Below are 17,034 nucleotides of genomic sequence, written 5' to 3' on the forward strand. Positions count from 1 at the left end.
GCAATTCATACGGGTGTATAAGTGGCGTCCAGCGGTGGGGCAATGCGCCCGATTGTCTCGTCGCGGGCTACTCGAGTTCGAGGATCACCATATCGGCGGCGAGGCTGTCGCCTACCGAAAAGGCGATGCGCGCGATCGTGCCCGATTTCCCGGCGCGCAGGATGTTCTCCATCTTCATCGCTTCGACCGTGGCGAGCGGCTGGCCGGGGTGGACGGCATCACCCTCCGCCACATGCAGCGCGACCAGCAGGCCGGGCATGGGGCAGATGAGCATCTTGGAGGTGTCCGGCGGCACCTTTTCGATCATGTGCTGCGTGTAGTCGGCAAGCCTTGCGGGCAGCACGCGGACCTCGTGGCGGCGGCCATGCGTGGCGATGGTCCAGCGATTGCGGCGGCGTGCGACCTGCAGACCCATGGTCAGGCCGTTTCCGGTTGCGGTGGCCTGCCGCATGCCCGGCTGCCAGTCGCAAGTGCCTTCAATGCGCTGCTGGTCCACCAGCGCATGGCCTTCGCCCAGGCTTACGCGGTATTGCTGGCCGTCATTCCACACCACCCAGTCGCTGGTGAGCGGGGCCGGGCCGTCGATCTTGCCGCTGGTCTTGTTGGCGCGTGCCTGCCTTGTGAACTCCATGCCCGCGGCGATGGCGGCAATGGCGCGCAGCTGGTCTTCGCTGGCGGGAGCGCCGGTGAAGCCCTCAGGATATTCCTCGGCGATGAAGCCGGTGGTGAGATCGCCCGAACGGAAGCGGGGATGCTGCATCAGGGCGGAGAGGAAATCGACATTGTGCCCCGGTCCTTCGATCCCGAAGCTGTCGAGCGCCTCGACCTGCAGGGCGGCGGCTTCGTCGCGCGTCGGGGCCCAGGTGACGAGCTTGGCGATCATCGGGTCGTAGAACATCGACACCTCGCCGCCTTCGGCCACGCCATCGTCCACGCGCACGCCATCCGTGCCGCGCAGGTCGCCGCTCCAAGGCTGGACGGGCGGCGCATAGCGCACCAGCCGCCCGATGCTGGGCAGGAAGCCGCGATAGGGGTCCTCGGCATAGACGCGGGTTTCGATCGCCCAGCCATCGATGCCGATATCCTCCTGCGTCAGGGCCAGCTTCTCGCCCGCCGCGACGCGGATCATCTGTTCGACGAGGTCGATCCCGGTGATCGCCTCGGTCACCGGATGCTCCACCTGCAGGCGGGTGTTCATTTCGAGGAAGTAGAAGCTCTCGCCTGTCGGATCGGCCCCGCTGACGATCAGCTCCACCGTGCCTGCGGAGTGATATCCGACAGCCTTGGCCAGCGCGACCGCCTGTTCGCCCATGGCCTTGCGCATTTGCGGCGTGACGAAGGGGCTGGGGGCTTCCTCCACCACCTTCTGGTGGCGGCGCTGGATCGAACATTCGCGCTCGTTGAGATAGAGCGTGGTGCCGTGCTTGTCGCCCAGCACTTGGATCTCGATATGGCGCGGGTCCTCGATGAATTTCTCGATGAAGACACGGTCGTCGCCGAAGGAGTTGAGCCCCTCGCGCTGCACGCTTTCGAAGCCTTCGCGTACGTCCTGCTCCGACCAAGCGAGGCGCATGCCCTTGCCGCCGCCACCCGCGCTGGCCTTCATCATCACCGGGTAGCCGATCTGGTTCGAAATCTCGACAGCATGTTCCGTATCGGCGATTTCACCGACGAAGCCGGGGACTATATTCACACCCGCTTCCTGGGCGATCTTCTTGCTCTCGATCTTGTCGCCCATCGCCGCGATGGCCTTGGCGGGCGGCCCGATGAAGGCGATCCCCGCCGCCTCCAGCGCTTCGACAAAGCTGGCGCGTTCGGAGAGGAAGCCATAGCCCGGATGCACGGCTTCGGCCCCGGTCTCCTTGCAGGCGGCGATGATTGTCTCGGCGAGGAGATAGCTTTCGGCGGCAGGCGAGGGCCCGATATGCACCGCCTCATCCGCCATCGCCACATGCGGGCTGAGCGCATCGGCATCCGAATAGACCGCGACGGTGGCGATGCCCATGCGGCGCGCCGTGGTGATCACGCGGCAGGCGATTTCCCCGCGATTGGCGATGAGGATTTTGGAGAACAAAGCTAGTCTCTCTTCCAGCGACGAATTGCGACTATGCCGGAGCACCAAGTCACGACGGCTAGAGCAACGATTACGATGTCGATCCATGCTGAACGCTGGCAGTCAAACCCGCGCTGGCAGTCGCCCATATTGCTGAACGCCCATAGTGCTCCAAAGATCACGGTAACAGCGAAGGTGAACCAGCTTGCTGCAATTAGTTTGCCGCCGTTCATTCCGTCACCTCGCCATCTCCCACCGGCGGCATATTGTGCCCCAATAGCCGCAACATATCCGCTGCCGCCTCCACCACATTGGTGCCCGGGCCGTAGATCCCCTGCACACCCGCGTCGCGCAGGAAGTCGTGGTCCCGCGGCGGGATCACGCCGCCGGCGACGACCTTGACATCGGCGCGACCGGCATCGCGTAGCAGGCCGATCAGTTCGGGGATCAGCGTCTTGTGTCCGGCGGCGAGGGTGGAGACGCCCACCGCATCGACGCCTTCAGTCAGTGCGAGGTCGCGTGTTTCCTCGGGCGTCTGGAAAAGAGGGCCGGGCACCACGTCGAAGCCCATTCCGGCGAAGGCCCCGGCGATCACATTGGCGCCGCGATCGTGGCCGTCCTGTCCCATCTTGGCGACCAGCAGCTTGGGCTTGCGGCCCAGCCTTGCGGCCACCGCCTCCACGCCCGCGACAACCTGCGCGTAGCGCGCATCGCCTGCATAGGCCTGTTTGTAGACGCCGGTGACCGGCTTGGGCACGGTGTCGTAGCGGCCGAACACCTCCTCCATCGCGGCGGAGATTTCGCCCAAAGTCGCGTCGGCGCGCGCGGCCTCCACCGCGAGGGCGAGGAGATTGGTTTCGAGCGTGGGGGCGTGGCCTTCGACAGGCTCAGGCTGAGCGGGTGTTGCAGGGGTGCTATCGCCAAGGTCCGTTCGTGCTGAGCCTGTCGAAGCACGCGCGCCATTGGTGAGCGCCGCCAGCGCCGCCCGCACTGCCGCCTCGTCCCGCGCAGCACGCACGCGCCCGATCCGTTCGACCTGCCCTTGCCGCACAGCGTGGTTATCGACATCGAGCGTGTCGATCTCGGCCTCTTCGGACAGGCGATACTTGTTCACGCCGACGATCACCGCCTCGCCCCGGTCGACCTTCGCCTGCCGCGCTGCCGCGGCTTCCTCGATCGCCGCCTTGGGCTTGCCGCTGGCGACATAGGCGGTCATCCCGCCCGCTTCCTCGACTTCGGCGAGCAGCTTTTCGGCCTCCTCCACCAACGCAGCGGTGAGGCTTTCGACATAGTAGCTGCCGCCGAGCGGATCGGCGACATGGGTGATGCCGCTTTCCTCCTGCAGGATCAGCTGCGTGTTGCGCGCGATGCGGGCCGAGAAGTCGGTGGGTAGCGCCAGCGCCTCGTCGAAGGAATTGGTGTGCAGGCTCTGGGTGCCGCCCAGCACGGCGGCCATCGCTTCCACCGTGGTGCGGATGATATTGTTGTAGGGGTCCTGCTCCTGCAGCGAGACGCCGGACGTCTGGCAATGGGTGCGCAGCATCTTGGACTTGTCGGACTTGGCGCCCAGCCCCGCCATCACATCGTGCCACAGCTTGCGGCCCGCGCGCATCTTGGCGACTTCCATGAAGACATTCATCCCGATGCCCCAGAAGAAGGACAGGCGCGGCGCGAAGGCATCGATATCGAGGCCCGCAGCCATGGCGCGGCGCGCATATTCCTTGCCGTCGGCAATGGTGAAGGCGAGCTCCTGCACCGCCGTCGCACCCGCCTCATGCATGTGATAGCCGCTGATCGAGATCGAGTTGAAACGCGGCATATGCGCGGAGGTATAGGCGATGATATCGCTGACGATCCGCATGCTGGGTTCAGGTGGGTAGATATAGGTGTTGCGGACCATGAACTCCTTCAGGATGTCGTTCTGGATGGTCCCCGAAAGCTGCTCCTGGCTGACCCCCTGCCGCTCCGCCGCGACGATGTAGAAGGCCATCACCGGGATCACCGCGCCGTTCATGGTCATGGAGACGGACATCTCGTCCAGCGGGATGCCGTCGAACAATATCTCCATGTCGCGCACCGTATCGATAGCGACGCCCGCTTTGCCGACATCGCCCAGTACGCGCGGATGGTCGCTGTCATATCCGCGATGGGTGGCGAGGTCGAAAGCGACCGACAGGCCCTTCTGCCCGGCGGCGAGGTTGCGGCGATAGAAGGCGTTCGATTCCTCGGCGGTGGAGAAGCCCGCATATTGCCGGATCGTCCACGGGCGGCCCGCATACATGCTGGCATAGGGGCCGCGCGTGAAGGGGGCGACACCGGGCAGGCCGGGATCAAGCTCTTCCGCATCCTCCGCCGTGTAGAGCGGCTGCACCGCAATCCCCTCCGGCGTATGCCAGGTGAGGTCGCGGCCCTTCACTTCCTTGTCGGCCTTCGCCTGCCACTCTGCCTTGTCGGCCATATCAGCGGCCCTTGAAGTCCGGCTTGCGCTTGGCGGCGAAGGCCACCACTGCCTCGCGGAAATCCTCGCTGCGGCCGGCCTTGGTCTGGTTGGCGCGTTCGACGTCGAGCATGTCGGAAAAGCCGGTGTCGAGCGCGGCGGCCATCTGCTTGCGGATCAGGCCCAGTGCCAGCGTGGGCCCTGCGGCAAGGCGCGCGGCGAGCGCTTGTGCTTCGGCCAGCACAGCCTCGTCATCCACCACGCGGGTGACGAGGCCCATGGCCAGCGCATCCTCTGCGGAGAGTTGCTCGCCCAGCAGCGCCAGCTCCATCGCCCGCGCGCGGCCGACCGATCGGGCGACCACCCAGCTCGCCCCCGCATCGGGCACCAGCCCGATATTGGCGAATGCGAGCATGAAATAGGCCGAGCGCGCCGCCACAACGATATCGCCGGAAAGCGCAAAGCCCATCCCCGCGCCCACCGCCGGGCCGTTGACCGCGCTGACAAGCGGCACGGGCAGCTCCGCCATGGCGCGGGCGAGCGGGTTGTAATGCGCATCGAGCAGCGCGCCGAGATCGTCGGGAAAGGCCGTGCCGTCCCCCTGCAAATCCGCGCCGGAGGAAAAGGCGCGCCCCTCCCCAGTCAGCACCAGCGCCCGCGCGCCATTGGCGACGGCCTCCGCCATCCCTTCGCGCAAGGCATCGAGCATGGCGGGCGAGAGGGCGTTCAGCCGGTCGGGGTTCGACAGGGTGAGGGTGGTGACGGGACCGTCACTAGCGATCTGGACAAGGGGGTCAGGCATCAGGGGTGTTCCTTCGGCGTTTCCATGATTTCGGTGAGGACACCCCCCATGTCCTTCGGGTGGAGGAAGAAGACCGGCGTGCCATGCGCACCGATGCGCGTGGGGCCGAGTATGCGCTTGCCCTGCGCCTCGAACTCCGTGCGCGCGGTCTCGATATCGGGCACTTCGAAGCACAAATGATGCTGCCCGCCGAGCGGGTTCTTCTCGAGGAACTTCGCGATGGGAGAATTCTCCCCCAGCGGCTCGAGCAATTCGATCTGCGAATTGGGCGTATCGACGAAGCACACGCGCACGCCCTGTTCGGGCAGGTCGAAGGGTTCGTGGATTGTGGTCGCGCCCATCACGTCGCGCCAAAAGGCGATGCTGGCGGGAATGGAGGGCGTGGCGACGCCGACGTGGTTGAGGGGGCCGAGTTTCATTTGCCTCTTCCCGTCATTGCGAGGACCCCGGACTTGTTCCGGGGGACGCGGCAATCCAGTCCAGTCCTATCCATGTGCGATATCCTCGAACAAATCGCGCCACTGAGAGTTCATTGCCTCTATCAACGCCAGTTTCCTCTTCCGCGACCCTGCCTTGACCTGCTTCTCGCGCAGGATGGCCGCTTCCATTGTTTCGTGCCGCTCATACCAGACCAGCAGCTTGCAGTTGTATCGCTTCGTGAACCCGTCGGCCGCGCCTTCCCGATGCTGCCACACGCGCTGCGGAAGATTCGAAGTGACGCCGGTGTAGATCGCGCCATTGCGCTTGTTTGCCATGATGTAGACCGCTGGCCGTCTCATGCGCCCTGTCCACTACGCGTCATTGCGAGCGGCGAAGCCGCGCGGCAATCCAGAGTGGTGCAGAGCCGCCCTGGATTGCTTCGCTTCGCTCGCAATGACGAGTTCGGCGGGGATGGAGGGCGTGGCGACGCCGACATGGTTGAGGGGGCCGAGGTTCATATCTTAACTCGCAAAGAGGGTTCGCAGTCCCAAAGTCGTAATCAGGAATCCCACTCCAAGAAAGATCGCCAAGCAGAACCAGAACTGGGCAGCACTCTCTTGGCGGGAACTCCGCGAGAGTTCGGGGAAGTACCCCTTCCTCCAACCACGCACTCCGTACCAGAATAACATCGGTCCAAGCACCAGACCGGCGAGGGTGCGTCTCGATGGCGACGTGATCCCAAATGGGTCAAAAATCGCTAGAAGCGCGACGGCAAATGTTAGCGACAAGAACACAACGTAGCGAAAGTCGGATCGGCGCTTGTCCATCACAACGGCAAATTATCATGCTTCTTCCACGGGTTCGCCAGCTGCTTGTTCCTGAGCTTCCTCAGGCCCAGCGCGATGCGGCGGCGGGTGGAGTGGGGGTAGATAACGTCGTCGATATAGCCTTGCGCGGCGGCGACGAAGGGGTTGGCGAAGCGGTCTTCATATTCCTTGGTCTTGGCGGCGATCTTGCCCGGGTCGTCGCGGTCCTTGCGGAAGATGATCTCCACCGCGCCTTTTGCGCCCATCACGGCGATTTCGGCGGTGGGCCAAGCGTAGTTCAAATCTCCGCGCAAATGCTTTGAGGCCATCACGTCGTACGCCCCGCCATAGGCCTTGCGGGTGATCACCGTGATCTTGGGCACGGTCGCCTCGCCATAGGCGAAGAGCAGCTTGGCGCCGTGCTTGATGATGCCGTCATGCTCCTGCGCGGTGCCGGGCAGGAAGCCGGGCACGTCCACGAAAGTGACGATGGGGATGGAGAAGGCATCGCAGAAGCGCACGAAGCGCGCGGCCTTGCGGCTGGCATTGATGTCGAGCACGCCCGCCTGCACCATGGGCTGGTTCGCCACCACACCCACCGTGCGCCCCTCCACCCGGCCGAAACCGGTGAGGATATTGCCCGCATGGGCGGGCTGGACCTCGAAGAACTCGCCGTCGTCGAGGACCTTCTGCACCAGCTCCTGCATGTCATAGGGTTGGTTGGCATTGGCGGGGACCAGCGTGTCGAGGCTGTCCTCCTGCCGGTCCCACGGATCATCGCAGGGCAATTCGGGAACGCCCGAGCGGTTGTCGCTGGGCAAATAGGCAACGAATTCGCGCGTGGCGGTGAGCGCTTCGAGGTCGTTCTCGAAAGCGATATCGGCAACGCCGGTCTTGGTGGTGTGGGTGATGGCGCCGCCCAGCTCCTCCTGCGTCACCACCTCGTTGGTGACGGTCTTCACCACTTCGGGGCCGGTGACGAACATGTAGGAGCTGTCCTTCACCATGAAGATGAAGTCGGTCATGGCGGGCGAGTAGACCGCGCCGCCCGCGCAGGGGCCCATGATGAGGCTGATCTGCGGGATGACTCCGCTCGCGAGGACGTTCTGCTGGAACACCTCGGCATAGCCGCCAAGGCTGGCCACGCCTTCCTGGATGCGCGCGCCGCCGCTGTCATTGAGGCCGATGATCGGCGCGCCGACCTTCATCGCCATGTCCATCACCTTGAGGATCTTCTGCGCATGGCGGCGGGAAAGCGATCCGCCGAAGACGGTGAAGTCCTGCGAAAAGACATAGACCAGCCGCCCATGGATCGTGCCGGAGCCGGTCACCACGCCATCGCCGGGAACCTTCTGCTCCTGCATGCCGAAATCCACGCAGTCATGCTCGACATACATGTCGAGCTCCTCGAAACTGCCTTCGTCGAGCAGCACGTCCAGCCGCTCGCGCGCGGTCAGCTTGCCCTTGGCGTGCTGCGCGGCAATGCGCTTCTCGCCGCCGCCCAGCTTGGCCGCCGCGCGGCGTCTTTCGAGTTCAGGTATGTTGGCGGACATGCACTCTCCCTGCATTGCGATGCCAAGGGGTAGAACGCATGCGGCCCAGCGGCAAGCGGGGCCTGTTGGAGGGGGCGCGTCAGGCGGGGAGCTTGGCCACTTCCGCCAGCACCCGCTCTGCCCATTCGGGGCGGCAGATCAGGAGGTCGGGCAGCCAGGTGTCCTGCTGGTTGTAGACCATCGGCGAACCGTCGATGCGCGAGACATGCAGGCCATGCGCCAGCGCCACCGCGGCAGGGGCGCAGCTGTCCCATTCATATTGCCCGCCCGAATGAAGGTATATCTCCGCCTCGCCACGCACGACCGCCATGGCCTTGGCCCCGGCGCTGCCCATGCCGACGAGCTCACCGCCGATCTTTTCGGCCACGGCCACCGCTTCGGGAGCGGGCCGGGTGCGGCTGACCACGAGGCGCGGCTTGTCGGCTGCGGGAGGGAGGAGCTGCGGCTGGTCGGTACGCAGGACGAGGTCGAGGCCGGGCAGGGCGACCGCGCCGATCTCCGGCTTGCCGCCAATGGCGAGCGCGACATGCACCGCCCAGTCGGTCCGCTCCTCGCCATATTCGCGCGTGCCGTCTACGGGATCGATGATCCACACGCGCTCTTTCGAGAGGCGCTCAGCGGTGTCCTTGCTCTCCTCCGACAGCAGCCCGTCATCGGGGCGTTGCTGCTTGAGAGCATGGACGAGGAACTGGTTAGCCGTCTCGTCCCCCGCCTTGCCCAAAGCCTTGCCGGTGATCAGGCCGGAGGCGCGGACGTCGCACAGGATCTTGCCTGCAGCCTCCGCCAGCGCCGCAGCAAGCTCGGCATCGGTCATCGTCTCACCCGCCATCAGATCAGCGAGATGATCTTGCGGATGATGTGATCGGCCGCCTCGGATGGGCTCATCTCCACCGTGTTGACGGTGATGTCCGGGTTCTCCGGCGCTTCGTAGGGGCTGTCGATCCCGGTGAAGTTCTTCAGCTGCCCTTCGCGCGCCTTCTTGTAGAGGCCCTTCACGTCGCGCGCTTCGGCCACTTCCAGCGGAGTATCCACGAAGACCTCGATGAACTCGCCATCGGGCAGCATGTCGCGCACCATCTGCCGCTCCGCACGGAAGGGGCTGATGAAGGCGGTCAGCACGATCAGGCCGGCATCCGCCATCAGCTTCGCCACCTCGCCGATGCGGCGGATATTCTCGATCCGGTCCGCTTCGGTAAAGCCCAAATCCTTGTTGAGGCCGTGACGGACGTTGTCGCCATCGAGCAGGAAGGTGTGGCGGTTCATCCGCGCCAGCCCCTGCTCCACTTCGTTGGCGATGGTCGACTTGCCCGATCCGGAAAGGCCCGTGAACCAAAGCACCAGCGGCTTCTGGTTCTTCAGGTTCGCATGATCCTCGCGGCTGACGGTGGTCGGCTGCCAATGCACGTTCTGTGCGCGGCGCAGGCTGAAATGCAGCATTCCCGCGCCGACCGTGTGATTGGTGATCTTGTCGACCAGGATGAAGCCGCCCAGCGCGCGGTTTTCGGCATAGGGTTCGAACACCAGCGGCTTGTCGGTGGTGACTTCGGCCACGCCGATGGAATTCAGCTCCAGCGTCTTGGCCGCGAGATGGTCCATCGTGTTGACGTTGATCTCGTATTTCGGCTCGGCCACGGTGGCGGAGACCATCTGGCTGGCCAGCTTCAGCCAGTAGCCGCGGCCCGGCACCAGCGCATCGTCATCCATCCACACCACGGTCGCTTCGAACTGGTCGGAGACCTGCGGCGGCGCATCGGCGGCGGCGAGGACATTGCCGCGCGAACAGTCGATCTCGTCGGCAAGGGTGATGGTGACGGACTGGCCGGCCTGCGCCTCTTCCTGCTCGCCATCGAAGGTGACGATCGACTTCACCGTGCTGGTGCGGCCCGAAGGCAGCACGCGCACCGCGTCGCCCGGCTTGATCGAGCCGGTGGAGACGAGGCCGGAAAAGCCGCGGAAGTCGAGATTGGGGCGGTTCACCCATTGCACCGGCATGCGGAAGGGCTGCTCCAGCGCGCGTGTCGCATTGATCTCGACCGTTTCGAGATGCTCGACCAGTGGCGGGCCGTCATACCACGGCGTGTTGGCGGACTTGCCGGTGATATTGTCGCCCTTGATGCCGGAGATCGGCATGGCGACGAAGTTCTCGATCCCGATTTCCTGGGCAAAGGCGCTGTATTCGGCGACGATCGCATCGAACCTGGCCTGGTCGTAATCGATCAGGTCCATCTTGTTCACCGCCAGCACGATGTTGCGGATGCCCAGCTGGTGGCAGAGGAAGCTGTGGCGGCGCGTCTGCACCAGCACGCCCTTGCGCGCATCGATCAGGATCACGGCGAGGTCGGCGGTCGAGGCACCGGTGACCATGTTGCGGGTATACTGCTCATGCCCCGGACAATCGGCGACGATGAACTTGCGCTTCTCGGTCGCGAAAAAGCGATAGGCGACATCGATGGTGATGCCCTGTTCGCGCTCCGCTGCGAGGCCGTCCACCAGCAGGGCGAAGTCGATCTCCTGCCCCTGCGTGCCCACGCGCTTGCTGTCATTTTCGAGGGCGGCCAGCTGGTCCTCGAAGATCATCTTGGAATCGTAGAGCAGCCGCCCGATAAGCGTGCTCTTGCCGTCATCCACGCTGCCGCAGGTGATGAAGCGCAGCATGGTCTTGTTCTGGTGCGTATCGAGATAGGCCTCGATATCCTCGGCGATGAGGGCGTCGGTCTGGTAGACCGGATCGGCGGTCGGAGCGTCGGCCATCAGAAATAGCCCTCCTGCTTCTTCTTCTCCATCGAGGCGTCACCGCCATCCTTGTCGATCACGCGGCCCTGCCGCTCACTGGTGGTGGTGAGCAGCATTTCCTGCACCACTTCCGACAGCGTCGCCGCCTCGCTCTCCACCGCGCCAGTCAGCGGGAAGCACCCAAGCGTGCGGAAACGAACCTTGCGCATGGTGATCTCGGGCTTCCTGCCCATGACCTTTTCCAGCCGCTCGATATCGTCGGCCATGAACAGGCCGCCTTCGTGCTCGAAAGTGGGCCGTTCATCGGCGAAATAGAGTGGCACGATCTCGATATTCTCGGCCATGATGTATTGCCAGATGTCGAGCTCGGTCCAGTTGGAGAGCGGGAAGACGCGGATGCTCTCGCCCTTCTTCTTGCGCGCGTTGTAGAGGTTCCACAGTTCGGGCCGCTGGTTCTTCGGGTCCCAGCCATGGGTGGCGGTGCGGAAGGAGAAGATGCGCTCCTTCGCGCGGCTCTTCTCCTCGTCGCGGCGCGCGCCGCCGAAAGCGGCATCGAAACCGTATTTGTCGAGTGCCTGCTTCAGCCCCTCGGTCTTCCACATATCGGTATGCAGCGGGCCGTGCTCGAAGGGATTGATCCCGCGCTCCTTCGCCTCCGGGTTCTGGTAGACGAGCAGGTCCATCCCGGCGTCGCGCGCGCTCTTTTCGCGCAGGGCATACATGTCCTGAAACTTCCAGGTGGTGTCCACATGCAGCAGCGGGAAGGGCGGCGGCGAAGGATAAAAGGCCTTCTTGGCGAGGTGCAGCATTACCGCGCTGTCCTTGCCGATCGAATAGAGCATCACTGGGTTCTCGGCCTCGGCCACCACTTCGCGCATGATGTGGATGCTCTCGGCCTCAAGCCGTTCGAGATGCGTGAGGGTCTTGGTCATAAGAGAATTGCTGTGGTGACTTCCATCGACTTACGGCTGCAAAGGCGCAATTGCGCCCGTCGCCACGCGCATTGGCAGATGGCGGGACAGGATGGAAGCAATCCTATCTATGGCCGGGGCCATTGCAACTTTCATCGCGGGACATTGCCCGGCGAAAGCATGGAGCTGCCATTATTCGAATTCCACAAAGCCGTCATTGTAGGGAACCGGCTCGATCTCGGCCGGGGGAGATGGCGGGTCGATCTCTCCTGCGGGGCCGGGTGCGGCGTCTCCCTCCAGCACATCGGGGTCGGTCGACAAGGTAGGCTCGCCGATCAGGTCGGGCTCGACCCAGTCGGTGACGATTTCCTCGTCATCGGGGAAGTCCTGCCCGCCGTCTTCTTCCGCCTCGCTTTCGGTGGCAGGCGCGTCGCCGTCGCTCTCTTCGGCAGGCTCGTCCGCGGAAGCCGCTTCGCGCTCGAAGCCGTCGGTGAGAATCTCCGTCACCCTTTCGCTGCCGAACAGCAGGCCCAGGATCAGAATGCCGCCGGCAAAGAGCAGCGTGTGCGAGCGCTTGGCAAAAATCATGGCGGCTGATTCGGTCCGTTCACGTGTTGCGATTCGAAGACTTTACCATATCGTCCGCGTGGAAAAGGCATTTCTAACAGGGCCATGGGGGTGCTTCCCGTACAAATCGGGCGCAGGCTGCAATGGCGTTGCAAAGCCGCTTGCACATGCTGGAGAATCGGTTCAAGGTAGCGCTACCATAAAAGGGTCGCCGGTCGCCTGAGAACCGGATGGGAGAGGGGAACAATGGAAAGCAGTGCGAAGAGCGTCAATATGGCGCTGATCTCCGCGATCGTGGCTGTGGCCACCATCGGCGGGCTTCTGTTCGGATACGATAGCGGTGCCGTCAATGGCACGCAGGGCGGCTTGACCGAGGAATTCGGCCTCAGCGAAGCGGCGCTGGGCTTTACCGTCGGCTCGCTGCTGATCGGCTGCGCGGTCGGCGCTTTCTTCGCCGGAAGGCTGGCCGATGCTGTCGGGCGGCGCACGGTGATGATCATCGCCGCGATGCTGTTCGTGGTTGGCGCGCTGGTGCAGGGCTGGACGGAGAGTCACACGCTGTTCGTGATCGCCCGCTTTGCTGGCGGCATGGCGGTGGGCGCGGCATCGGTGCTCTCCCCGCTCTATATTTCCGAAGTCGCCCCGGCGAATATTCGCGGGCGCCTGACCACGGTGCAGCAGGTGATGATCATCACCGGCCTCACCGCCGCTTTCGTGGTGAACTATTTCCTCGCGCAATCGGCAGGCAATTCGCTGGGCGAGATCGGCGGCACGCAGGCGTGGCGCTGGATGTACCTGGCGCAGGCGGTTCCTGCGGTGATCTTCCTGGTCGCGTTGTTCTTCATCCCTGAAAGCCCGCGCTACCTCGTCAGCCGTGGGCGCGAGGCGGAGGCCAAGATCGTGCTCACTCGCCTGTTCGGGGAGGAAGAAGCGATCCGCAAGATCGGCGAGATCCGCGCGAGCTTCTCCAAGGATCACCGTCCGCGCCTGTCCGACGTGACTGCGCCGGGCACCGGTTTCCGCCCGATCGTGTGGGCGGGCATCATGCTGGCGACCTTCCAGCAATTCGTCGGCATCAACATCATCTTCTATTATGGCGAGACCTTGTGGCGCCTCGCCGGCGTGTCGGAGGAAGTGGCGCTGGAGCGCAACATCATTTCCGGCGTCGTATCCATCGCTGCCGTGCTGGCCGCGCTGGTCCTAATCGACCGTATCGGCCGCAAGCCGCTGCTGCTGATCGGATCGGTCGGCATGGCGGTGACCTTGGGCGCGATGACATGGGCCTTTTCCGGCGCGGCGACCGATGCCTCGGGCAACCTTGCCTTGGGCGAGACAGCAGGCTGGACCGCGCTGGTTGCGGCCAATCTCTATGTCATCTTCTTCAACTTCAGCTGGGGTCCGGTGATGTGGGTGATGCTGGGCGAGATGTTCCCCAACCAGATGCGCGGATCGGCACTCGCCGTGGCGGGCCTGGCGCAATGGGGTGCGAACTACCTCGTCGTACAGAGCTTCCCCTCCATGGCGAGCGGGCTTGGTCTGGCCCCCGTCTATGCAATGTACACTGCTGCGGCAGTCATCAGCATCTTCCTCGTCAAGACTCTCATCAAGGAGACGAAGGGCAAGGAACTGGAGGAGATGGAAGGCTGATCCTCTTCCCGCGTACCGGTAACTCCGCGGGGAGATGCATGGGGGTCGGGACGGTCTTGGCCGTTTCCGGCCCCTTGCTGTTAGGATGCAAGCAATGACGGGAGAGACTCAGCCGAAATTGCGCGTGGTCGTGCTGGGCGGCGGCACTGCCGGCTGGATGACTGCGGCGGGGCTCGTCCGGATGCTCCCCGGCCTGTGCACGGTCGCGCTGATCGAGAGCCAGGACATCGGCATCGTCGGCGTAGGCGAGGCCACCTTGCCGCATATTCGCGGCTTCGTGGAGCGGCTGGGGATCGACGAGGCGGCTTTCATGAAGGCCACGCATGCGACCTACAAGCTGGGCATCGATTTCCGTGACTTCGGCCGCGTGGGCGAAAGCTACATCCACCCCTTCGGCACATTTGGCGAGGATGTGGGCGGCATCGGCTTCCATCACTACTGGCTCGAATTGCAGCGCCAGGGCCTCGCCGCCGAGCTTGGGACCTATTCGCTGGCTGTCGCCGCCTGCCGCGCCAACCGCTTCGCGCCCCCGTCAGAGGATAGCAGCCTCGGCTCCACCTATGGCTATGCCTACCAGTTCGATGCGACGCTGTTCGGCCCCTTCATGCGCGAATTCGGCACCGCCAATGGTGTGACGCGGCATGAAGGGCTGGTAACCGAAGTCGAGCGCGATCCGGAAAGCGGCGATGTCACCGCGCTCATTCTCAAGGACGGGCGGCGGATCGAGGGCGAGCTGTTCGTCGATTGCTCGGGCTTCCGCTCGCTGCTGCTGGGGCAGGAACTGGAGGAGGCGTGGGACGACTGGACGCATTGGCTGCCCTGCGACCGTGCGGCGGCCATGCCCTGCACCCACCGGACCAGCGACATCCGCCCCTATACCATCGCCACCGCCATGCCGGCGGGCTGGCGCTGGCAGATCCCGCTGCAGCACCGCATGGGCAATGGTTATGTCTTTTCCAGCGCGCATATCGGCGAGGACGAGGCCTGCGAGGCGATCCGCAATTCGGCCGAGGGTGACCCGCTGGCCGATCCCCGCATCCTCAAATTCCGCCCCGGCCGCCGCACCAAATCGTGGAGCCACAACGTCATCGGCGTGGGGCTGGCGAGCGGCTTCCTGGAGCCGCTCGAATCCACCTCGATCTATCTCGCGCAGATGGCGATCACTTACCTGATCGAGCTGTTCCCCACCGATGGCCGGATCGACCCGCGCGACCGCGACGAATTCAACCGGCTGGTGGACATGGAATATGACCGCGTCCGCGACTTCCTGATCCTGCACTACAACGCCACCACGCGCGATGATTCCGACTTCTGGAACCATGTCCGCACCATGCAGGTGCCCGATACGCTGGCGGACAAGCTGGAGCTGTGGAAGCGTACAGGCCGGATCGAGAAATATTCAGAAGGCCTGTTTTACGATGTCAGCTGGATGGCGGTCTATCTCGGCCAGGGGCTCTTGCCCGAAGCGCATGACAGCCGCGTCTCGCTGCCCGATCCGCAGCGCGTGGCGGGCGCGATGGAGCGGCTGCAGCGGGAGATCGACGCGCATGTCGCCGCCATGCCCGGCCATGTCGATTACCTGACGCGCGAAGCCGCGCGATTGGCGCAAGCGGCATGAGCGAAGCACGCCAGCGCTTGCGCCGGATCTGCATCGCCGGTGCAGGGCAGGTCGGCGTCATCGCCGCGCTGGCGCTGCGCCGCGCCCTGCCCGATTGCGAGGTGGTCGTGCTCGGCCTGCCGGGCGATCCCGCCGCCTTTGCCGACCGTGCCGCCACCGCGCTCCCAACAAGCAACCGGCTGCATGACCGGCTGGGCGTGGACGAGGGGCTGATCGTGCAGAAGGCGGCGGGCAGCCACCGCCTGGTGTCTCGCTATTTCGGCTGGGGTGAGGAGGGGCGGAGCGGCGCCATGCCGCATGGCGCGCAGGTCGATCCGAAGCTGCGCACGCGCTTTGCCAGCGAATGGGGTGGCGGTGAGCGCGATGGCGGGAAGGCCGCGCCCGGATCGCTTGCTGAAGTGCTCGCCAATGCGGGGCGCTTCGCCGTGCCGCCGGGCGACCGGGCGACGCCGCTCGACGATATCGACTATGCACTGCGCTGGAACATGCAGGCTTATCGCGACCTGCTGGTCGGCATGGCGCAGCAGGCGGGCATTAGCTACGCGCAGGGTCAGATTGCCGGGCTTGAGACCGATGGTGCGGGTGGCCTCGCAGCCATCGCGGTGGAGGGACAGGGACGGATCGAGGCGGAGTTGTTCCTCGATTGCTCCGGGCCTGCTGCGCGGCTGCTCTCCGCCCTGCCCGGTGCGCGGCGCGCGGATTGGGGCGCGTACCTGCCCGTGCGCCGCGTGCTCTACGGCAAGCCGGGACAGGGGATGCTGGCGCTGGAGGACCGCTTCTCATTGCTGCCCGAAGGCTGGCTGCTCGAATTCGCGGGCGTCGACGGGTTGCAGGGCTCCATGGGCCTGGGGGAAGGCGTGGCCGAGGATGCGGCCCTGCGTGCGTTGCAGGCCGAACCGGCGGAGATGGTTGCTGTGCGGCCCGGCGCGGCGGCGCAAGCCTGGGTCGGCAATGTGGTGGCTTTGGGCGATGCGGCGGCGACATTCGAGCCGCTCGGCCACCTCAATCTCGACCTTGCCCATCGGCAACTAATGCTCTTGCTCGAAATGCTACCGGGCGCGCAGATCGAACCGCTCGAACGCGCCGAATTCAACCGCCGTGCCGCGCTGATGGCCGCGAATGTGCGCGACGTGCTGGCGATGCATTATGCCGCGCCACGCGCGCGGGCGGTGTTCGGCGAGCAGCCCTTGCCGGAGACGCTGGCGCATTTGCTCGACCAGTTCACCCGCCGTGGCCGCCTGCCCTTCCGTGAGGAGGGCGGGCTGCTCAACCAGGAATACACCGCGCTGCTGTCGGCGCTCGGTTTTGCGTCCGGCACCACGCCGCAATCGCTGGCGCAGGACCCGCGAGAGGCCGATGCGGCGCGCGCGGCTTTCGAGGCGCAGGCGCAGGCCGCGCTGCAATTCGCGCCGCCCTATCAGCAATTCATGGCGCAGATGCTGAACCCGCAGCCGCAAGGCATGGCAGGCGACTTGCAGTACTGACCG

At 64.9% G+C, this 17,034-nt stretch carries 15 protein-coding genes; 3 read left to right on the plus strand and 12 right to left on the minus strand.

What is annotated here, in order from left to right; translation table 11 throughout:
• Window positions 1-67 precede the first annotated feature (67 nt).
• The 12 genes from E5222_RS00195 to E5222_RS00240 all read right to left on the minus strand — a co-directional run bounded on the left by E5222_RS00195 (window position 68) and on the right by E5222_RS00240 (window position 12,303).
• Window positions 68-2,074: an acetyl-CoA carboxylase biotin carboxylase subunit gene (locus E5222_RS00195; RefSeq protein ID WP_136691471.1), complete on the minus strand. Its 2,007-nt coding sequence runs from the start codon at window positions 2,072-2,074 to the stop codon at window positions 68-70.
• A 2-nt stretch (window positions 2,075-2,076) separates the two neighbouring features.
• Window positions 2,077-2,286, minus strand: coding sequence for a hypothetical protein (locus tag E5222_RS16345; RefSeq protein WP_169053427.1), 210 nt, complete (start codon window positions 2,284-2,286; stop codon window positions 2,077-2,079).
• Window positions 2,283-4,511 (minus strand): methylmalonyl-CoA mutase, encoded by a 2,229-nt coding sequence (gene scpA / locus E5222_RS00200; protein WP_136691472.1) that lies wholly within the window; start codon window positions 4,509-4,511, stop codon window positions 2,283-2,285. The genes E5222_RS16345 and scpA overlap by 4 nt, the downstream gene beginning before the upstream one ends.
• 1 nt (window position 4,512) lies before the next feature.
• On the minus strand, window positions 4,513-5,292 hold the full coding sequence (locus E5222_RS00205; RefSeq protein ID WP_136691473.1) for an enoyl-CoA hydratase-related protein: 780 nt from the start codon (window positions 5,290-5,292) through the stop codon (window positions 4,513-4,515).
• Window positions 5,292-5,711, minus strand: coding sequence for a methylmalonyl-CoA epimerase (gene mce / locus E5222_RS00210; RefSeq protein WP_136691474.1), 420 nt, complete (start codon window positions 5,709-5,711; stop codon window positions 5,292-5,294). Before mce ends, E5222_RS00205 begins: the two co-directional genes overlap by 1 nt.
• Before the next feature lie 66 nt (window positions 5,712-5,777).
• Window positions 5,778-6,071: a GIY-YIG nuclease family protein gene (locus tag E5222_RS00215; protein WP_136691475.1), complete on the minus strand. Its 294-nt coding sequence runs from the start codon at window positions 6,069-6,071 to the stop codon at window positions 5,778-5,780.
• A gap of 12 nt (window positions 6,072-6,083) precedes the next feature.
• The gene (locus tag E5222_RS16350; protein ID WP_169053428.1) at window positions 6,084-6,230 is read right to left on the minus strand and encodes a hypothetical protein; all 147 of its coding nucleotides are present in this window, start codon (window positions 6,228-6,230) and stop codon (window positions 6,084-6,086) included.
• Between the two features lie 308 nt (window positions 6,231-6,538).
• A complete protein-coding gene (locus E5222_RS00220) occupies window positions 6,539-8,071 on the minus strand; it encodes an acyl-CoA carboxylase subunit beta (RefSeq protein WP_136691476.1) in 1,533 nt (510 codons plus the stop codon).
• Between the two features lie 79 nt (window positions 8,072-8,150).
• Window positions 8,151-8,900 carry a 3'(2'),5'-bisphosphate nucleotidase CysQ gene (locus tag E5222_RS00225; protein WP_136691477.1) on the minus strand — a complete coding sequence of 250 codons (750 nt, stop codon included), beginning with the start codon at window positions 8,898-8,900 and terminating at the stop codon, window positions 8,151-8,153.
• On the minus strand, window positions 8,900-10,822 hold the full coding sequence (cysN, locus tag E5222_RS00230; protein WP_136691478.1) for a sulfate adenylyltransferase subunit CysN: 1,923 nt from the start codon (window positions 10,820-10,822) through the stop codon (window positions 8,900-8,902). The genes E5222_RS00225 and cysN overlap by 1 nt, the downstream gene beginning before the upstream one ends.
• The gene (cysD, locus tag E5222_RS00235; protein WP_136691479.1) at window positions 10,822-11,736 is read right to left on the minus strand and encodes a sulfate adenylyltransferase subunit CysD; all 915 of its coding nucleotides are present in this window, start codon (window positions 11,734-11,736) and stop codon (window positions 10,822-10,824) included. The genes cysN and cysD overlap by 1 nt, the downstream gene beginning before the upstream one ends.
• 171 nt (window positions 11,737-11,907) lie before the next feature.
• Window positions 11,908-12,303 carry a hypothetical protein gene (locus E5222_RS00240; RefSeq protein WP_136691480.1) on the minus strand — a complete coding sequence of 132 codons (396 nt, stop codon included), beginning with the start codon at window positions 12,301-12,303 and terminating at the stop codon, window positions 11,908-11,910.
• A gap of 225 nt (window positions 12,304-12,528) precedes the next feature.
• On the opposite strand from E5222_RS00240, the gene E5222_RS00245 reads away from it, so the two are divergent.
• The 3 genes from E5222_RS00245 to E5222_RS00255 all read left to right on the plus strand — a co-directional run bounded on the left by E5222_RS00245 (window position 12,529) and on the right by E5222_RS00255 (window position 17,031).
• Window positions 12,529-13,929, plus strand: a complete 1,401-nt coding sequence (locus E5222_RS00245) for a sugar porter family MFS transporter (RefSeq protein ID WP_136691481.1) — start codon at window positions 12,529-12,531, stop codon at window positions 13,927-13,929.
• Window positions 13,930-14,023: 94 nt separating this feature from the next.
• Window positions 14,024-15,547 (plus strand): tryptophan halogenase family protein, encoded by a 1,524-nt coding sequence (locus tag E5222_RS00250; RefSeq protein WP_136691482.1) that lies wholly within the window; start codon window positions 14,024-14,026, stop codon window positions 15,545-15,547.
• On the plus strand, window positions 15,544-17,031 hold the full coding sequence (locus E5222_RS00255; protein WP_136691483.1) for a tryptophan 7-halogenase: 1,488 nt from the start codon (window positions 15,544-15,546) through the stop codon (window positions 17,029-17,031). Before E5222_RS00250 ends, E5222_RS00255 begins: the two co-directional genes overlap by 4 nt.
• Window positions 17,032-17,034: the final 3 nt, after the last annotated feature.

This window comes from Alteraurantiacibacter aquimixticola (assembly GCF_004965515.1).
Classification (GTDB): Bacteria; Pseudomonadota; Alphaproteobacteria; order Sphingomonadales; family Sphingomonadaceae; genus Alteraurantiacibacter; species Alteraurantiacibacter aquimixticola.